This is a genomic window from Methylosinus sp. DMC45 (assembly GCF_056313885.1).
In genome coordinates this window covers 204,459-219,465 of record NZ_JBQUZK010000035.1, presented here as the reverse complement: position 1 = coordinate 219,465, position 15,007 = coordinate 204,459, and the positions used below count along the sequence as shown (strand labels likewise).

Annotated in this window: 17 protein-coding genes; 10 read left to right on the top strand and 7 right to left on the bottom strand. The window is 65.4% G+C overall.

Annotated elements, in window-relative coordinates; genetic code table 11:
• Positions 1-63 precede the first annotated feature (63 nt).
• Both ACT53T_RS09250 and ACT53T_RS09245 read right to left on the bottom strand, forming a co-directional pair.
• Positions 64-384: a hypothetical protein gene (locus ACT53T_RS09250; protein WP_476160984.1), complete on the bottom strand. Its 321-nt coding sequence runs from the start codon at positions 382-384 to the stop codon at positions 64-66.
• Between the two features lie 271 nt (positions 385-655).
• Entirely contained in the window at positions 656-1,540 is an 885-nt protein-coding gene (locus ACT53T_RS09245) for a LysR family transcriptional regulator (RefSeq protein ID WP_476160983.1), read from the bottom strand.
• A gap of 123 nt (positions 1,541-1,663) precedes the next feature.
• Between ACT53T_RS09245 and ACT53T_RS09240 the strand changes: the two genes are divergently transcribed.
• The 6 genes from ACT53T_RS09240 to ACT53T_RS09215 all read left to right on the top strand — a co-directional run bounded on the left by ACT53T_RS09240 (position 1,664) and on the right by ACT53T_RS09215 (position 6,723).
• A complete protein-coding gene (locus tag ACT53T_RS09240; RefSeq protein WP_400768520.1) occupies positions 1,664-2,851 on the top strand; it encodes a cupin domain-containing protein in 1,188 nt (395 codons plus the stop codon).
• 71 nt (positions 2,852-2,922) lie between these two features.
• A complete protein-coding gene (locus tag ACT53T_RS09235; RefSeq protein WP_476160982.1) occupies positions 2,923-4,083 on the top strand; it encodes a cupin domain-containing protein in 1,161 nt (386 codons plus the stop codon).
• A gap of 80 nt (positions 4,084-4,163) precedes the next feature.
• Entirely contained in the window at positions 4,164-5,024 is an 861-nt protein-coding gene (locus ACT53T_RS09230; RefSeq protein WP_476160981.1) for a bifunctional 5,10-methylenetetrahydrofolate dehydrogenase/5,10-methenyltetrahydrofolate cyclohydrolase, read from the top strand.
• A 210-nt stretch (positions 5,025-5,234) separates the two neighbouring features.
• The gene (locus tag ACT53T_RS09225) at positions 5,235-5,573 is read left to right on the top strand and encodes a Rieske 2Fe-2S domain-containing protein (protein ID WP_476160980.1); all 339 of its coding nucleotides are present in this window, start codon (positions 5,235-5,237) and stop codon (positions 5,571-5,573) included.
• A 60-nt stretch (positions 5,574-5,633) separates the two neighbouring features.
• Positions 5,634-6,095 carry an SRPBCC family protein gene (locus tag ACT53T_RS09220; RefSeq protein WP_400768510.1) on the top strand — a complete coding sequence of 154 codons (462 nt, stop codon included), beginning with the start codon at positions 5,634-5,636 and terminating at the stop codon, positions 6,093-6,095.
• A 214-nt stretch (positions 6,096-6,309) separates the two neighbouring features.
• On the top strand, positions 6,310-6,723 hold the full coding sequence (locus tag ACT53T_RS09215; RefSeq protein ID WP_476160979.1) for a DUF2267 domain-containing protein: 414 nt from the start codon (positions 6,310-6,312) through the stop codon (positions 6,721-6,723).
• On the opposite strand, the gene ACT53T_RS09210 is transcribed toward ACT53T_RS09215, so the two are convergent.
• Positions 6,674-7,132: a hypothetical protein gene (locus ACT53T_RS09210; protein ID WP_476160978.1), complete on the bottom strand. Its 459-nt coding sequence runs from the start codon at positions 7,130-7,132 to the stop codon at positions 6,674-6,676. The genes ACT53T_RS09215 and ACT53T_RS09210 overlap by 50 nt on opposite strands.
• A 163-nt stretch (positions 7,133-7,295) precedes the next feature.
• Here ACT53T_RS09210 and ACT53T_RS09205 point away from each other — a divergent pair, with 163 nt between their 5' ends.
• Complete coding sequence (locus ACT53T_RS09205; RefSeq protein WP_476160977.1) at positions 7,296-9,911, top strand: HWE histidine kinase domain-containing protein; 2,616 nt, start codon at positions 7,296-7,298, stop codon at positions 9,909-9,911.
• Positions 9,908-10,498 (top strand): biliverdin-producing heme oxygenase, encoded by a 591-nt coding sequence (locus ACT53T_RS09200; RefSeq protein WP_476160976.1) that lies wholly within the window; start codon positions 9,908-9,910, stop codon positions 10,496-10,498. Before ACT53T_RS09205 ends, ACT53T_RS09200 begins: the two co-directional genes overlap by 4 nt.
• Positions 10,499-10,505: 7 nt before the next feature.
• Here ACT53T_RS09200 and ACT53T_RS09195 read toward each other — a convergent pair whose 3' ends face one another.
• Positions 10,506-11,312, bottom strand: a complete 807-nt coding sequence (locus tag ACT53T_RS09195) for a cyclase family protein (RefSeq protein ID WP_476160975.1) — start codon at positions 11,310-11,312, stop codon at positions 10,506-10,508.
• Positions 11,313-11,395: 83 nt separating this feature from the next.
• Positions 11,396-12,094: an aquaporin gene (locus ACT53T_RS09190; protein WP_476161016.1), complete on the bottom strand. Its 699-nt coding sequence runs from the start codon at positions 12,092-12,094 to the stop codon at positions 11,396-11,398.
• Between the two features lie 130 nt (positions 12,095-12,224).
• Between ACT53T_RS09190 and ACT53T_RS09185 the strand changes: the two genes are divergently transcribed.
• On the top strand, positions 12,225-13,394 hold the full coding sequence (locus ACT53T_RS09185; protein WP_476160974.1) for an amidase: 1,170 nt from the start codon (positions 12,225-12,227) through the stop codon (positions 13,392-13,394).
• Here ACT53T_RS09185 and ACT53T_RS09180 read toward each other — a convergent pair.
• On the bottom strand, positions 13,276-13,725 hold the full coding sequence (locus tag ACT53T_RS09180) for a winged helix-turn-helix transcriptional regulator (RefSeq protein ID WP_476160973.1): 450 nt from the start codon (positions 13,723-13,725) through the stop codon (positions 13,276-13,278). The two genes, ACT53T_RS09185 and ACT53T_RS09180, sit on opposite strands and share 119 nt — an antisense overlap.
• Positions 13,726-14,037: 312 nt before the next feature.
• Between ACT53T_RS09180 and ACT53T_RS09175 the strand changes: the two genes are divergently transcribed.
• The gene (locus ACT53T_RS09175) at positions 14,038-14,448 is read left to right on the top strand and encodes an MAPEG family protein (protein WP_476160972.1); all 411 of its coding nucleotides are present in this window, start codon (positions 14,038-14,040) and stop codon (positions 14,446-14,448) included.
• A 98-nt stretch (positions 14,449-14,546) separates the two neighbouring features.
• Here the strand turns inward: ACT53T_RS09175 and ACT53T_RS09170 are convergent, their stop codons facing one another.
• On the bottom strand, positions 14,547-15,005 hold the full coding sequence (locus ACT53T_RS09170; RefSeq protein ID WP_400768494.1) for an arsenate-mycothiol transferase ArsC: 459 nt from the start codon (positions 15,003-15,005) through the stop codon (positions 14,547-14,549).
• Positions 15,006-15,007: the final 2 nt, after the last annotated feature.

Genomic DNA, 15,007 nt, shown 5'->3' with positions numbered 1-15,007 from the left:
GCTCGCGAATTGATCTCGCATAGGAGGACGCCGGGCCCGACGGTCCGGCGTCTTTCGTTTGGTTCAGCCCATTCCGGCGGTCTTCAGCACCGTTCGCGCATCGACGAGGGCGGCTTCGACGCCTTCGTCCTTGTCGAGCGCATCGACGAGCTGCTTGAGGCAGTCGATCGCCGTCGGCTCGAAGAGCCGCTTGGTCGTCAGGCTCTGCTCGCGCGATTCTTCGACCGCGCGCAGGATCGCGCGGACATGGCGCAGCTTATCCGCCAGCGGCTCGCTGCTCGCGGGCTTGGCGGCGTTGCTTTCGGAAGGGGAAGGCAGTGGTCGCCGGCGGGCGCGCTCCTGCTTCGGATCAAAATTGATCGAGGGATCTTCTTTCTTGCTCATCTTTCATTTCACTGTGTCATTTTGGCGCGGCGATCGAGAGCTTCACAACGCAAGACTCTCAATGGATTGAAGATACTCAATATTTTTACAGGGATAGAGAATTTGCCGTTTTCAAAATGAAACGCGCGCCCGATCCCGTTAACCTTAACGCAATCGGCATGCCTCCAAATCCCTCGAATGGAGGAGGTTTCCAAAAAACAGGTGAAATCAAAGACGAGCGGCGCCGCGTTTCGACTGAGTCGTTTTGCGACATTCGGGAATAGTTTGCTATCTAAAGTTGTATACCCTGGTGCTTTCGCGGGGCGGCGGCTTTTCGATCGATCGCCTGCGACAGCTCGGCGAGCAGCTTGCGGTCGCCGGCCTTGCGCTCGATCTGGATGAAATCGACGGAGCCCAATGGCGGCAGGCGCGCATCCTCCTCGCAGGCGGCCAGTCCTTGCGGGATCAGCGTGCTGGCGTGCGCCATCATGCCGAGGCCTATGCCGGTCGCGGTGGCGAGCCCGTTGAGATCGCCGCTGGTGCAGGCGATGCGCCAGGGAACGGCGGCCTTCTCCAGCGCCGTCAGCGCCATGAAGCGCGTGATGCTCGGCGGCGGATAGAGGACGAGCTGCGCCTCGTCGTTGCGGAACACCGGCGTTTTCGTCGCCGCTGTCCAGACGATGCGGTCGCTGAAGACGAGCCGGCCCCGATCGCCGTCCGGCCATCTTTTGCACAGCACGAGATCGAGCCGGCCTTCGTCGAAGGCGGTCAGCAGGTGATTGCTGAGCGCGATGGTGAAATCGAGATCGACGTCGGGATGCGCCTCCATGAAAGGCCGGATGATGTCGCCGAGCCAGCCGATGGCGAGATCCTCGCAAGCGCCGAAACGCAGCGCCCGCCGCTTGGACGATTGCCCGAAATGCCGCTTGGCGCGGGCGTTGGTCTCGAGAATGGAGCGCGCGAATTCCAGCATGGCGCGGCCATGCTCGGTCAGCGTGTTGGAGTGCGTGTCGCGCTCGAACAGCTTCCGCCCGGCGAATTGCTCGAGCCGCTTCACATGCTCGCTGACGCTCGATTGCGAGAGGCCGAGCTGACGTCCCGCCTCGGAGAAGCTCTTCACCTCGGTAATGGCGACGAAAGTGCGCAGATGGATCGGATCGAGCATTGGCGCGGCCATCGGATTTTTCGATAGCTGTTATCTAATCATCGGCCATTCCGATTTGCAACGCTTCCGCGGATAGTCGGTCTCATAGAAAAATATTCGCTTCGTCCATGAAGACGAGGCAGGAGGAGGAAGCAAATGTTCACGAATCGGCGTGATTTCCTGGGTTCCGCTGCTCTGGCGAGCGGCCTGGTGACATTCTCCAGCGTCGCCGAGGCGACCGACAAATATCTCGCCAAGGCCGGCGACGGCGGCTTCGGGCGTCAGGCGGTGGGGCTGCCGCCGGGCGAAGCCGTCGCCTATCACGATCCCAAAGAGGTCGCGGCCATGCCGGACTTCAAATTCTCGCTGGACGGCAACAAGCCGAAGGTCACTTCCGGCGGCTGGGCCAAGGAGGCGACGGTCCATCAATTCCCGATCAGCAAGGGCATCGCCGGCGTCCATATGTATCTCGAGCCCGGCGCCTCTCGCGAATTGCATTGGCACGCCATTGCGGCGGAATGGGCCTTCGTCATCGAGGGGCGCTGCCAGACCGTCGTCATCGAGCCGAGCGGCGCGAGCGAGATCAATAATTTCGAGCCCGGCGACCTCTGGTATTTCGCCAAGGGCCACGGCCATTCCATCCAGGCGATCGGCGACAAGCCCTGTCACTTCATCCTGTCCTTCGACAATGGCGCCTTCTCCGAGCACGGCACATTCTCCATCACCGATTGGATCGATGTGACGCCGAAGGAAATGCTCGGCCTCGAATTCGGCCTGCCGAAAGATCTGTTCGACGCGTTTCCCAAGGGCGAGGCCTATATTCAGTCCGGCCCGATATTGAAGGCGTCGGATGCGCTGGAGGCGCCCTGGCCGAAGGAGTCGACGCATAAGTTCCGCCTGCTGCGCGATCCGAAAGCCGCGCGCGATTTCGACGGCGGCGCCTTCCGCTTGGCGACGATCGACGAGTTTCCGGCGCAAAAGACCATGTCCGGCGGCATAATGACGTTGAAGCGCAATGGGCTGCGCAAGCTGCATTGGAACGTCAACGCCAATGAATGGCACTATTATCTGAAGGGCAGAGGCCAGGTCGCGATCTTCGGCTCCGGCGGCCGCGGCAAGGTCGCCGAATTCGGACCCGGCGACGTCGCCTATATTCCGCAGGGCTTCGGCCATGCGATCCGCAATATCGGCGATGAGGATCTCGAGATCATCCAGACCTGGGACAATCCCAAATTCGAGGAGATCGACCTCGACAAATGGGTGCAGTCGAGCCCGCGCTATTTGCTCGGCAATAATTTCACCGGCGTGCCGGAGGCGACCATATCGCAATTGAAGCGCGGCTGATCCTTCAACGAGACGGCGAGCCGCGCGCGGCTCGCCGCTTCCCCATTTTTGCGAATGGAAAGGGATGGCCCATGCTCGCCCATAGACGCAATTTCCTCGAGATCGCCGCCTGGGGCGCGGTGCATTTCTCGACTCTCGCCGTCGCCGTCTCGGCCGAGCGGCTGACCGTCAAATCCGCTCACGCCGAGCCGGCTCACGCCCATGCGACGGCCGCTCCCGGCGCGACCATGGAGTTTCGCTTTCCGCTCGACGCGGGACGCCCGCGCGTCGCCTCCGGCGGCTGGGCGAAGGAAGTCTCGGTGCGCGAATTTCCGATCGCGCACAGCATGGCCGGCGTGCACGCTTTTCTGGACGCCGGCGGCTCGCGCGAATTGCATTGGCACGCCACTGCGGCGGAATGGGCGCTGGTGCTCGGCGGGCGTTGCCAGACCGTCGTCATCGATCCGAGCGGCGCGAGCGAGATCAATAATTTCGAAGCCGGCGATCTCTGGTATTTCGCCAAGGGCCATGGCCATGCGATCCAGACCATAGGCGATGAGCCTTGCAACATATTGCTGGTCTTCGACGACGGCCGCTTCACGCCCGACGCCAGCGCCTTCTCCCTCACCGATTGGATCGATCTCACGCCCAAGGATCTCCTCGCGCAGGAGTTCGGCGTTCCGAAGGATATTTTCGACGCTTTCCCGAAAGGCGAGACCTTCATTCAAGCGGGGCCGATCCTGCGGCCGGAGGATGCGCTCGAGGCGCCGTGGCCGAAAGAATCGACGCACAGATTCCGCCTGACGCGCGAGACGAGAGCGGCGCGCGATCTCGACGGCGGGACGTTCCGTCTGGCGACGGCGAAGGAGTTTCCCGCCTCGACGACAATGTCCGGCGGAATCATGACGCTCGAGCCCGGCGCGATGCGCAAGCTGCATTGGAACGTCAACGCCGACGAGTGGCACTATTATCTGCGCGGCAAAGGCCAGGTCGCGATCTTCGGCTCCGGCGGACGCGGCAAGGTCGCGGAGTTTCGGCCCGGCGACGTCGCCTATATTCCGCAGGGCTTCGGCCACGCTATTCGCAACATAGGCGATGAGCCGCTGGAGATCGTGCAGACCTGGAACAGCGGCGCTTTCGAGGAGATCGACCTCGACCAATTCGCGCGCGCCGCGCCGCGCCATCTGCTCGCCAATAATTTCGCCGGCGCGCCAGGCGCGACGATCGACGCGATGCGGAGACCACGCTCGTGACAGCGTCGAAAGGCCGCGCATAGATTGCGCGGCTTTCGTTTTATAGCGAGGCCGGGCCGGGCGCAGAAAAGGCGTGTTCCATGCAGAAGCTCTACAGCAAGGAGATCGTCGCCGCCCGCAAGGCGGCGCTCACCGAGGCCATTGTCGCGCTGAAGGCGCGCGGCGTCGCGCCGAAGCTCGCCGCCGTCGTCTGCTCGTCCGATCCGGCGGCGCTGAGCTATGTCGCCGTCAAGCGCAAGCATGCGGAGGAGGTGGGCGCCGCTTTCGAGGGCGTCGATCTCTCACATGCCGGCTCCTACGCCGATATAGCGGGGCATATGCGCGACCTCTGCGCGCGCCCGGATATTCACGGCGTCATAGTCGTGATGTCGTCGAAGCCCGCATTCGACGAGATCGACGTGACCAATCTCATTCCCGCGAGCAAGGACGCGGATGGGCTCTCCGTCGGCAATCTCGGCGCGCTGCTGCAGAATGGGCCGCATCAGCGCTTCATCGCGCCCGCGACGCCGCGCGCCTGCATCGCCATGGCGGAGACGCAAGGGCCGCTCGCAGGCAAGACGGTCGCCGTCATCGGCCGCGGCCGCACGGTCGGCAAGCCGCTAGCCAATATGCTCGTCAACGCCGGCGCCACAGTGACGATCTGCCATTCGGCGACGCACGACATTCCGAAATTTTCGCGTGCGGCCGATATCGTCTTCGTGGCGACGGGCCGTCCGCATTTCTTCGGCCGCGATTATTTTGCGGATGGGCAGCTCGTCGTCGACGCCGGCGTCGGCTTCATCGACGGAAAGCTCGCCGGCGATGTGGATGCGGCCGCGCTCGAGGGGCTGGACATTCGCCTCACCGCGGTTCCCGGCGGAGTGGGGCCGCTGACCTCGGTCCTCATTCTGGAAAATCTCCTGTCGCTGATCGCCCATGCCGAGGCGGCGCATCGCCTGTGAGCGATTGCGACAATCGGTCCGCTGTTTTTAGCGAAATTATGCGCCACATTGACATTCGTGGCGCCGGCCCTGCGATCCCGCCCGGGAGCTTACGGTAGATCTCCGAGGCTCGAAGGTGCGCATCCGGGAGAGCAGGGGGCGTCGCGGGGCGCGTTTGGTCCGCAACTTGCGTGTTGCGACGGGAAGCTTCTTGAAACGAGGGCGATCCCGATGGCGTTCACCTTTATCTGCAACACCAGCGCCGTGAGCGAAGGGGCCATGGGCCTGTTCCAGGCCGGCCGCAAGAGCGTTCTGCTCGTCTGGCCGGCCGGCGGCGAGCTGAAGGCTTTTCGCGGCCGCTGTCCACATGCCGACATGCCGCTCAATGAAGCCAGTTTCGACGGCAAGACCGTGCTCTGCAATTATCACAATTGGGGCTTCGACGGAGTCAACGGCAAATGCGTGACGCATCTCGTCCGCAACGCCCTGCATCCTTACGAGCTGAAGATCGAGGGCGACGAAATCCAGGTCGATCTCGGCGCGGCCAAGGTTGCGCGCGCGCCGGCGTGAGCCGCCGCCCGGCATTTTGGCAGGGTTGTTGCTTCTAATTCTGAAACAGGAGCGATAGCCGTGACCGAGACGCGAAGCATCACGACCGAGAAAGATTTCGAGCATCCGGTCGACGCAGTCTGGCGCGCCATGACGGATTCGGAATGGCTCGCCGTCTGGTTTTTTCCCAATGACATCCGGCCGGAGGTCGGACATTCCTTCACCATCTGGAGCCGCCCGATCGAGCGTTGGGATGGCGAGTTCCAATGCAAGGTGCTCGAGGTCGTCCCTGGCGAGAAGCTCAGCTTCCGCTGGAAGGGCGGCCATGAGGAGCTGAAGGGATTCGGTCACTATATGGATGTGACCGTCACCTGGACGATCTCCGCTCTGCCCGATGGCGGCACGCATTTCCACTTCATTCAGGAGGGGATCTCCACCGATCCGACCTCCGACGCGCTCTATGACATCATGCTCAAAGGCGCGGACAGCGTGATGCGCAGCCTCGCCAAGCGCATTCCCGATCTCCTCGAGCACGAGCCCTGATCTTCGAGGCGGCCTCGGACACATCGGCTCGGCGTCTGCCGGCCGGCGGCCGTGTTTCCGTCGGGCCCGCGGTGAATGTGACTGCGTGATCGCGGCGCTCTGGACGATGCGGCGCCGTCGTCTGTCGATGACTTGCGCGCCGCTATGGCGCGGCGCTGCGTCAAAGCTTAAAAAGCCGGGCGCTCGTCTCGCGCATCGACGAACCGGAGGGCAAATGGAGGAGATCGCCGCATCCATCGGCAATTACGTCGGCATTTCGGCGCCGATCGCCCGTCTCGCGATCGGCCATATTTTCGCGTTTCTGGAGAAGCGCGACGCCGCCATAGGCTCGGAGCTGATCGCGCGCGTTCCCGGCGGGCGCGAGACGGTCGAGGCGGCGCTCGCGGCGCCGCGCCGCGGCCTGCTCGGGCTGGCGCTCGGCGGGATCGGGGCTCTGGCCGGGAAAAATCAAAAGGACGTGATCGAGCTGACCTCGCGGCTGACCAGCATGGGGCTGTCCGCCGCGCAGCTGCAGAAGCTCGCCAAAGCGGTCTTCGTGCTCGCCGAGCAGGCGGTCGGCCGCCCCAAGCTGCAGACGATCACCGATACGATTCCGGGCTTCTCGAAATTTCTCTGGCCGAACGGCTGACCCAGCCGCTCGCCGTCCGCCGTGTCTTGGGGGCGGGGCTCGTCTCCTCCTGCCGAGGCGGCGTCGAGCCCGTGGCCGTCAGATCGATTTCCGCGCGCTCCGCCTTTTGCGCAGGCGCCGCCGGCTGCAGCCCCACTTGCCGAATCTGCGGCCGTGTTTCTTCGGCGGCGATCGCGGCCGGCTCGGTTCGCGTCGCGTCGAGATAGGCGCGTCCGGCGAAGAGCGGCGCGGCGAGCGTCGCTGTGACGAGAACAGCGCGCGCGAACGGCGATTTGCGCGGCGCGGCGGGCTCGCCGGCGCGCGCGGCCGAGCGCGCCGCCAGAACGAGATCGCTGGCGGTCTGCGGCGTCGCGGCCTTACGATATCTGGCTGCGTCCGCGCGGTAATTGCGGCCGACATGAAAGCGCATGGAAATTCAGTCCCGTTTGGTCTGGCAATGGTTGCGGAGCTTAAGGGGCGAATGGTTAATTTTGATTCACCGTGAGGCGGTCCGGCGGCGGCGCCCCTACAGGCCGAGGCGTCCGGCCTTATATGACGGCTCATCGCAGACATGACGCTGGAGCGGCGACGCGATGACGCCAGGAGACGCCCCGCAGAGCGTCGATCTATCGATTTGCGATCGGGAGCCGATCCACACGCCGGGGGCGATCCAGCCGCATGGCGTGCTTCTGGCGCTCGGCCCGGACGACATGCGCATCGACCAGATCGCCGGCGACACGCAGGGGCTGCTCGGCGCCTCGCATAGCGCTCTGCTCGGCCAGAATTTGGAGGCGCGGCTCGGCGCGGTCGCGGCGACGCGGCTGACGCGCCTCGTCGCCGACGAAGGGCCGCGCTCCTGCCTCGCCTTCGAGACCGAGGCGAGCGGCGGCGCGGCCGCGCTCGAGGGCGTCGTCCATATCGGCGATCGGGCGATCCTCATCGAGCTGGAGCCGCGTCGCGACGATGTCGAGCGCGATCCGCTCGGGCTCGTGCAGAAAATGCTCGCCGCGACGGCGCCGGCCGAGACCATAGAGGCCTATGCCGAGGCGATAACGCGAGAGACGGCGAAGGCGACGGGCTTCGACCATGTGATGGTCTATCGCTTCCTGCCGGACGGCTCGGGGAGCGTCATTGCCGAGACGGCGGCGGAGGGCTGCGATTCCTATCTCGGGCTGCGCTTTCCCGCCTCCGATATTCCGCAGCAGGCGCGCAAGCTCTATGTGACCAATTGGCTGCGCGTCATTCCCGACGCGCGCTACACGCCGGCGCCGATAGAGCCGGCGCTCTCGCCCTCGACCGGCCGACCGCTCGATCTCAGCTGCAGCATTTTGCGCAGCGTCTCGCCCGTGCATTTGCGCTATCTCGCCAATATGGGCGTGCGCGCCTCCATGTCCTTGTCGATCGTCGTCGGCGGCACGCTGTTCGGCCTCGTCGCCTGTCACCATCGCACGCCGCATTTCCTCGATTTGCGTCGCCGCGCCGCCTGCGAATTGTTCGCGCAGATGATCTCGCTCGAGTTTCAGAGCCGCCTCGAGGGGGAGACGGCCAAGCGGCGCATGCGCGCGGGCGAGGTGCAGAGCCGTCTCGTCGGCGCCATGTCCGGCCGCGGCGACCTCGCCGGCGCGCTGCTCGGCGGACAGCCCAATCTGCTCGATCTGATCGAGGCCGACGGCTGCGCGGTCTGCGTCGAGGGCGAATGCGCGACGCTCGGCCGCGCGCCTTCCGCCGCGCAGATCGCCGCGCTGGTCGGCTGGATTCACGAGCATGCGCAGCAGGGCGTGCTGGCGACCGACCGCCTGCCGCTCTCCTACGCGCCGGCGGAGGCCTTTTGCGACGTCGCCTCCGGCGTGCTCGCCATCGCCGTCTCGCGCGCGCCGAAGGATTATGTGCTGTTTTTTCGCGGCGAGCTGCGGCAGGTCGTGCGCTGGGCGGGAAATCCCGCCAAGGCGGTGGAGGCGGATGGCGAGACGCTGACGCCGCGCGCCTCCTTCGAGGCCTGGGAAGAGACTGTGCGCCTGCGATCGCGCGCCTGGAGCGACACGGAGATCGAGATCGCGCGGTCGCTGCGCTCGTCGATCCTCGAGGTCTTCGTCCATGCGCTCGATCTCGCCCTGCGCGAGCGGCAGACGGCGCAGGCGCGTCAGGATTTTCTGATGGCCGAGCTCGAGCATCGCGTGAAGAACACGCTCTCGGTGATTCAGTCGCTGGTGCGCTTCACGGCGCGCTCCTCCGCTTCGCTCGAGGAGTTCAACGCGACATTGCAGAGCCGGCTGCTGACGATGGCGCGCGTGCAAAATCTGCTGACGCAGAGCCGATGGGAAGGGCTGTCGATCCGCGCCATCGTCGAGGACGAGCTCGCGCCTTTTCGCCAGGGGGAGGCGAACGCCTGCCACATCAGCGGCGAGCCGATCGCCTTGAAGCCCAAGGCGGCGCTCGCCGTCAGCATGGCGATCCACGAGCTCGCCACCAACGCCGCCAAATATGGCGCGCTCTCTGCGCCGGGCGGCGTGGTGCGCGTCGATTGGCGCCGTCGCCGCGAGAAGGGCGAGGAACGCATCGAGCTGAGCTGGAAGGAGAGCAAAGGCCCGAAGGTCGTTCCGCCGGAGCGCTCCGGCTTCGGCCGCATGCTGATCGAGCGCACGCTGGCGATCGATCTCGGCGGCGCGGCGGAGCTGAGCTTCGCGGCGAGCGGCGTCGAATGCCGCCTGCGCATTCCCGTCTCGCAGATCGCCTTCGCCAAGGGGCCGCGCGAGAGCGAGAAGCGGCCGCCGCGCGGCGACGGCGACGCGGAGCCGACCCCGCGAGCCCTGTCGCATCGGCGCGTTCTGCTGGTCGAGGACGCCGCTCTCGTCGCGATCTCCGTCCGCGAGCTGCTGGAGGAATGGGGCATGGAGATCGCGCATAGCTGCGCCACCGTCTGGGACGGCCTGCGCGCGGCGCTGCGGCCCGATTTCGACGTCGCTCTGCTCGACATAGATCTCGACGGCGAGCCGGTGTGGCCGGTCGCCGACGCGCTGGCGCAGGCGCATGTTCCTTTTGTCTTCACCACGGGCTTCGAGAGTCGCATCGTGACGCCAGCGCGTTTCGCCGGTCGTCCCGTCGTCACCAAGCCCTATGCGTCGGAGGAGCTCGTCGGCGCGCTCTCGCGCGCAATGTCGCAAGAAGCCTCGACAAGCGCTGCCTCGCGGCCGCGGGCGTCGCGCGCGTGAGCGTCGCGGGCGACATGGCGTTACCAGCGCGAGCGGCGCTGCGCAGCGCGACACGGGCGGCGCATTTGCGGCTGCATGCGCATCCTATGCTGGCGGCGCTCGCCGCCGGGACGATCGCAGCGCCGCAATATTCGCGCCTGCTGGGGCGGCTCTATGGATTTCATCTGCCTTTCGAGCGCGCGCTGATCGAGGCCGCGCTCGGCCATGGCGTCGATCTGCGCATCGGCGCCCGCGCGCATCTTTTGACGCGCGATCTTCTCGATCTCGGCGCGAGCGGCGAATCCATCGCGCGCCTGCCCATGGCGGAGGCGCCGGCGCTGAGCGAGCCGGGTGAATGGCTCGGCGCGCTCTATGTACGCGAAGGATCGAGCTTTGGCACGGCCTTTCTCGCCGCCGCGCTCGATCCGCTGCTCGGCGCCGGCTGCGCGCGCGGCCGGCGGTTCTTCTCCGGCGGCGAGACGGAGGATTGGCGTCTCTGCTGCGCGGCGCTGGAGGCGGGCATGGCGCGCGGCCTGCTGCCGGCGATGATTCATGGCGCGCAGGCGAGCTTTCACGCGCTCGAGCATTGGCTCGCCGATCACGAATAGACGCGGCTCATTGCGTAACGACGGCGACGATGCGCGCCGGGCCTCCGGTGCCGCCGGAAATCTTCATCGGCAGAGCGAAGACAATGGCGCCGGTCGCCGGCAATTTGTCGAGATTGTCGAGATTCTCGAGCCCGGCGGCGTCGGCGCCGGCGACGATGCGATGCACCAGAAAATCCTGCGACGGGCCATGGTCCACGCTCGCCGTGTCTATGCCGATGAGCTTGGCGCGGCGATCGACGACGAGCAGCGCCGCCGCCTGCGCGCCATAGCCGGGGAAATGCAGATGCGTAGCGTCGCCGGGCGCATCATCGCCGAGATAGGCCTTGCGGTCGCTCCAGCGCGCGCTCCAGCCGGTGCGCAGCAGCACGATGGCGCCTTGCGGAATGCGCCCATGCGCTTCCTCCCATTCGGCGATGTCTTCCGGCGTCAGCAAGTAATCGGGATCGGCGGCGGCCTTGGCGCTCACATCGATCACAAAGGCCGGCCCGACGAAGCGATCGACCGGAATTTCGGCGTTCGTCCAATGGCCGCGCGCGAAATGCAATGGCGCGTCGAGATGCGTGCCGCCATGCTCGGGCGAGCAGAAGCTGTTCGCCGCATAGAAATAGCCGCGCTCGGTGAGGCCATTGTGCAGCGATTTGAGCTCGAAGCCGGAGGGCGACGTCGGCCAATAAATGGTCTTGGAGTCGAAGGGATGGGTGAGATCGACGATGGTCGATTTGGAGAGATCGAGGCTCTGGCCGAAGGCCGGCGCCGCGATCAGGGATGAGAAAATGGCGGCCAGGGCGAAGCCGCGGATCGGGTGATGCGCCATCGATCGATCTCCTCGTGAAAGAGGAGCGATCCTGCCATGCGCGAAAGCTCCGGCTCAATCGTGTGGAGGCCGGAGCGATCCCGTCAGGGCTCCAGGCTGCGCCAGCGGAACAGCAGGCCGGCCGTCAGCCCGCCGAGCAGCGGCGCCGCGAAGAACAGCCACAACTGCTCCAACGCCTTGCCGCCGACGAACACCGCCGGGCCGAGCGAGCGCGCCGGATTGACCGACGTGCCGGTCACGCGAATGAGCGCGATATGGATGACGACGAGGGCGAGGCCGATGGCCAGGCCCGCCGAGGCGGTGCCGCCATTGGTCGAGGTCGCGCCGAGGATGACGACGAGAAACAGGAATGTGCCGACGAATTCCGCCAGAAAGGCCGAGGCCGTCGAAATATTGCTCCATCCATTCTGACCGAGGCCGGCGGCGGCGACGTCATATCCGCCTTCGCGGCCTTTCAATATCGCATAGAGGATCGCCGCGCCGGCGATGGCGCCGAGACATTGCGCGATGACATAGCCGATGAGATTGCGCGTCGAGAGCCGCCCCGCCGACCAGACGCCGATCGAGACCGCCGGATTGATGTGGCAGCCCGAGACCGGCCCTATGCCATAAGCGAAGGCCGTCACGGTGAGGCCGAAGGCGAAGGCGATGGGCAGCACGGCGAGCGGGCCGATCCCTTGCGTCGAGTTCAGCACGCCGCCGAGCTCGCCGAGCGTCACCGAGCCGCATCCCAGCAGCACCAGAGCGCCCGCGCCGATCGCCTCGGCGACATATTTCTTGATTGTCATTCCGCACCTGTCGTTTCGTGAAAATCCAATCCGCATCTTGCAAAAGTCGGATCGTCGTCGAAAATCAGCATCGCCGATGAACTGGAAATGAATAATCGCGCGGCGCTCGATGGGAGGAAACGGAATGTCGGGGTCTTCATCCGCTCTGACGCATTCGCTCGATGTTTCGGCGTCGGCGCAAGGGCCGCTTTCGGGCGCGTGCTTCGTCGTCAAGGAGAACATAGACGTCGAGGGCCTCGTCTCCGCCAATGGCCAGCCGACATGGGCCGCGACTCATGCGCCCGCCGCCATCAACGCGCCCGTCGTCGATCGGCTGCTCGCCTGCGGCGCGCGGCTCGTCGGCAAGGCGCATATGGACGAGATGGCCTATAGCCTGCTCGGCGCCAACGCTCATTACGGAACGCCGAAAAATCCCGCTGCGCCGGATCGCCATCCGGGCGGCTCCTCCTCCGGCTCGGCTTCCGCCGTCGCCGCTGGGCTCGCCGATTTCGCGCTGGGCACGGATACGGCCGGCTCCTGCCGCGCGCCGGCGGCCTTTTGCGGAATTTACGGATTTCGCTCCTCGCATGGCGCGATCAGCGTGAATGGCGTCGTTCCGCTCGCCGCCTCGCTCGACGTCATCGGCTGGTTCGCGCGCGATGTCGATCTCATGGCGCGGGTCGGCGACGCGCTGCTGCCGCGCGATCTCACGCAAGGCGCATTCGACGAGGCGGTTTTTCTCGACGAGACTTTCGCGCAATGCGACGCCGAGACCGCCGCCGCCATGGCGCCGGCGCGCGCCATCGTCGCGCAAGGATTTTCCGAGCGAGACGCGGCGCTGGGCGAAGAGTTCTGGACCGAGTCGCTGCGTCATTTCCGCAATCTCCAAGCCTTTGAGGCCTGGGGCGCGCATGGCGCCTGGATCGCGGCGGAACATCCGCAATTCGGTCCCGGCATTGCAGAGCGCTTCGACATGGCGTCGAAAGTGACGCCTGCCGCCAAAGCCGAGGCCGACGCTTTTCGGCGCGATGCGCGCGCGCGCGTCGTCGAGATGTTCGGCGAGAACAGCCTCATCGTCGTTCCGACGACGCCTTTCGCCTCGCCGCGGCTGGACGAAAGCGAGGAAGAGCTCGACGCCAAGCGCTATCGAATGTTCCGCACGTTTCTCTTCGCGAGCTTCTTCGGACTGCCGCAGATCAGCGTTCCGCTTTCGCGGCCCGCGGGCGCGCCGCCGCTCGCGATTTCGCTGATCGGCCCGCGCTGGTCGGACCGTCGGCTGATCGCCGCGGCGCGGGGGCTTGTCGAGCTTCTGTAGCCTTTTCCGCCAGCACATTGTCGACGCCCCAGCGGAACAAGAGCGTCAGCACCGGCTCCAGCGAGCGGCCGCGTTCGGTGAGGCTGTATTCGACGCGCGGCGGCACTTCCGCATAGACATGGCGCGAGATCATGCGATCACGCTCGAGATCGCGCAATTGCTGCGTCAGCGTGCGCTGCGTGATCGTTTTCAGCAGCCGCTGCAATTCGGAAAAGCGCTTGGTTCCATCGGCGAGACGAAACAGGATCGACGGCTTCCACTTGCCGCCGATAATGTCCATCGCGCCCTCGATCGGGCATTCGTCATATTCTACGTGCCGCTGCTTGCGCATGGGACGATGCTCCTAACCCTTGCCGAGGGCGGCGCTTCCACCTCCCCCTCGAGGGGGGAGGTCGAGCGCGAATGCGCTCGGGAGGGGGTGACGCCCCGAGTCTTCGCCGTTGAACCCCACCCCGTCCGGCTATCGCCGGCCGACCCTGCCCCTGAAGGGGAGGGTGGATGCGCCCTCCATTCGACGTTAGTATCATTTATTGCCGTATCGACATAGCATGTCAGTATAGGCGAGATTTCTGCGTACTTCACCAATGCGATGCGCTTCGCTAGCTTGCTTCTCGTCTTCGACGAATGAGGAGCGCGACACGCAATGACCAACGCAATTTCTCCCGAGCTCTATTGGACCGTGCTGACCGCCGGCCTCGCCTCGGTCTTGTGGATTCCCTATATTCTGCAGCGCATATTGGAGCTGGGGCCGATCGCGGCGTTCAGCGATCCTCGGCACGATGTGGCCACGAAAGCGCCATGGGCGCTGCGCGCCAAGAACGCTCACACGAATATGATCGAAAATCTCGTCGTCTTCGCCGTGCTGGCGCTGACGATTCAGATCGTCGGCGGCGGCACGTCGGCGACGGCGCTCGCTGCGCTCTTGTTCTTCGCCTCGCGCGCCGCGCATTATGTCGTCTACACGCTCGGCCTGCCGTGGGTGCGCACGCCGATGTTCCTCATCGGCTTTTTCTGTCAGCTCACGCTGCTCTTCGCTATTCTGGCGCGCGGGTGACGTTTCCCGTCATTGCGAGCGGAGCGAAGCAATCCAGAGTCGTCGGGCGGCTCCTGGATCGCTTCGCTTCGCTCGCGATGACAGCTTTTTGGGCGGCCTCAATCCGATCCATGCTCCACCGACAGCAGCTTCAAAATGCGTTTCGACAGCGAATCCCGCACGGCGCGATAAGACTCCAATATCGTCTCGCGCGAGCCGCTGGTCGCGGTGGCGTCGAGCGTCGGCCAATAGACGACGTCGACCGCCATTGTGCGCGTGAACTCCAGCGCCTTGTGATGCGATTCCGGCGACAAGGTCACGATGAGATCGAAGTTGGAATCTTCCAAATCCTCGAAAGTGTGCGGCTTGTGGCGGGAGATGTCGACGCCGAGCTCGTCCATCGCGGCGATGGCGAAAGGGTCGGGCTCGCCGCGCTTCAGGCCGGCGGAGGCGAAATAGATCTCGCGGCCGAAATAATGCCGCCCCAGCGCCTCGGCCATGGGCGAGCGCACGGCGTTCTGCGTGCAGGCGAACAGCACGGCGCTCGGCCGTGATACGGGTCCGCCTTCGTCCGGCATGG

Bases quoted from the DNA above. Each gene is read 5' to 3' on its own strand.
- ACT53T_RS09230 (WP_476160981.1), top strand. From the start codon at position 4,164: ATGCAGAAGCTCTACAGCAAGGAGATCGTCGCCGCCCGCAAGGCGGCG.
- ACT53T_RS09210 (WP_476160978.1), bottom strand. From the start codon at position 7,132: ATGCGCTTTCATGTCGGCCGCAATTACCGCGCGGACGCAGCCAGATAT.
- ACT53T_RS09240 (WP_400768520.1), top strand. From the start codon at position 1,664: ATGTTCACGAATCGGCGTGATTTCCTGGGTTCCGCTGCTCTGGCGAGC.
- ACT53T_RS09170 (WP_400768494.1), bottom strand. From the start codon at position 15,005: ATGCCGGACGAAGGCGGACCCGTATCACGGCCGAGCGCCGTGCTGTTC.
- ACT53T_RS09225 (WP_476160980.1), top strand. From the start codon at position 5,235: ATGGCGTTCACCTTTATCTGCAACACCAGCGCCGTGAGCGAAGGGGCC.
- ACT53T_RS09180 (WP_476160973.1), bottom strand. From the start codon at position 13,725: ATGCGCAAGCAGCGGCACGTAGAATATGACGAATGCCCGATCGAGGGC.
- ACT53T_RS09205 (WP_476160977.1), top strand. From the start codon at position 7,296: ATGACGCCAGGAGACGCCCCGCAGAGCGTCGATCTATCGATTTGCGAT.
- ACT53T_RS09195 (WP_476160975.1), bottom strand. From the start codon at position 11,312: ATGGCGCATCACCCGATCCGCGGCTTCGCCCTGGCCGCCATTTTCTCA.
- ACT53T_RS09215 (WP_476160979.1), top strand. From the start codon at position 6,310: ATGGAGGAGATCGCCGCATCCATCGGCAATTACGTCGGCATTTCGGCG.
- ACT53T_RS09245 (WP_476160983.1), bottom strand. From the start codon at position 1,540: ATGGCCGCGCCAATGCTCGATCCGATCCATCTGCGCACTTTCGTCGCC.
- ACT53T_RS09185 (WP_476160974.1), top strand. From the start codon at position 12,225: ATGTCGGGGTCTTCATCCGCTCTGACGCATTCGCTCGATGTTTCGGCG.
- ACT53T_RS09235 (WP_476160982.1), top strand. From the start codon at position 2,923: ATGCTCGCCCATAGACGCAATTTCCTCGAGATCGCCGCCTGGGGCGCG.
- ACT53T_RS09175 (WP_476160972.1), top strand. From the start codon at position 14,038: ATGACCAACGCAATTTCTCCCGAGCTCTATTGGACCGTGCTGACCGCC.
- ACT53T_RS09250 (WP_476160984.1), bottom strand. From the start codon at position 384: ATGAGCAAGAAAGAAGATCCCTCGATCAATTTTGATCCGAAGCAGGAG.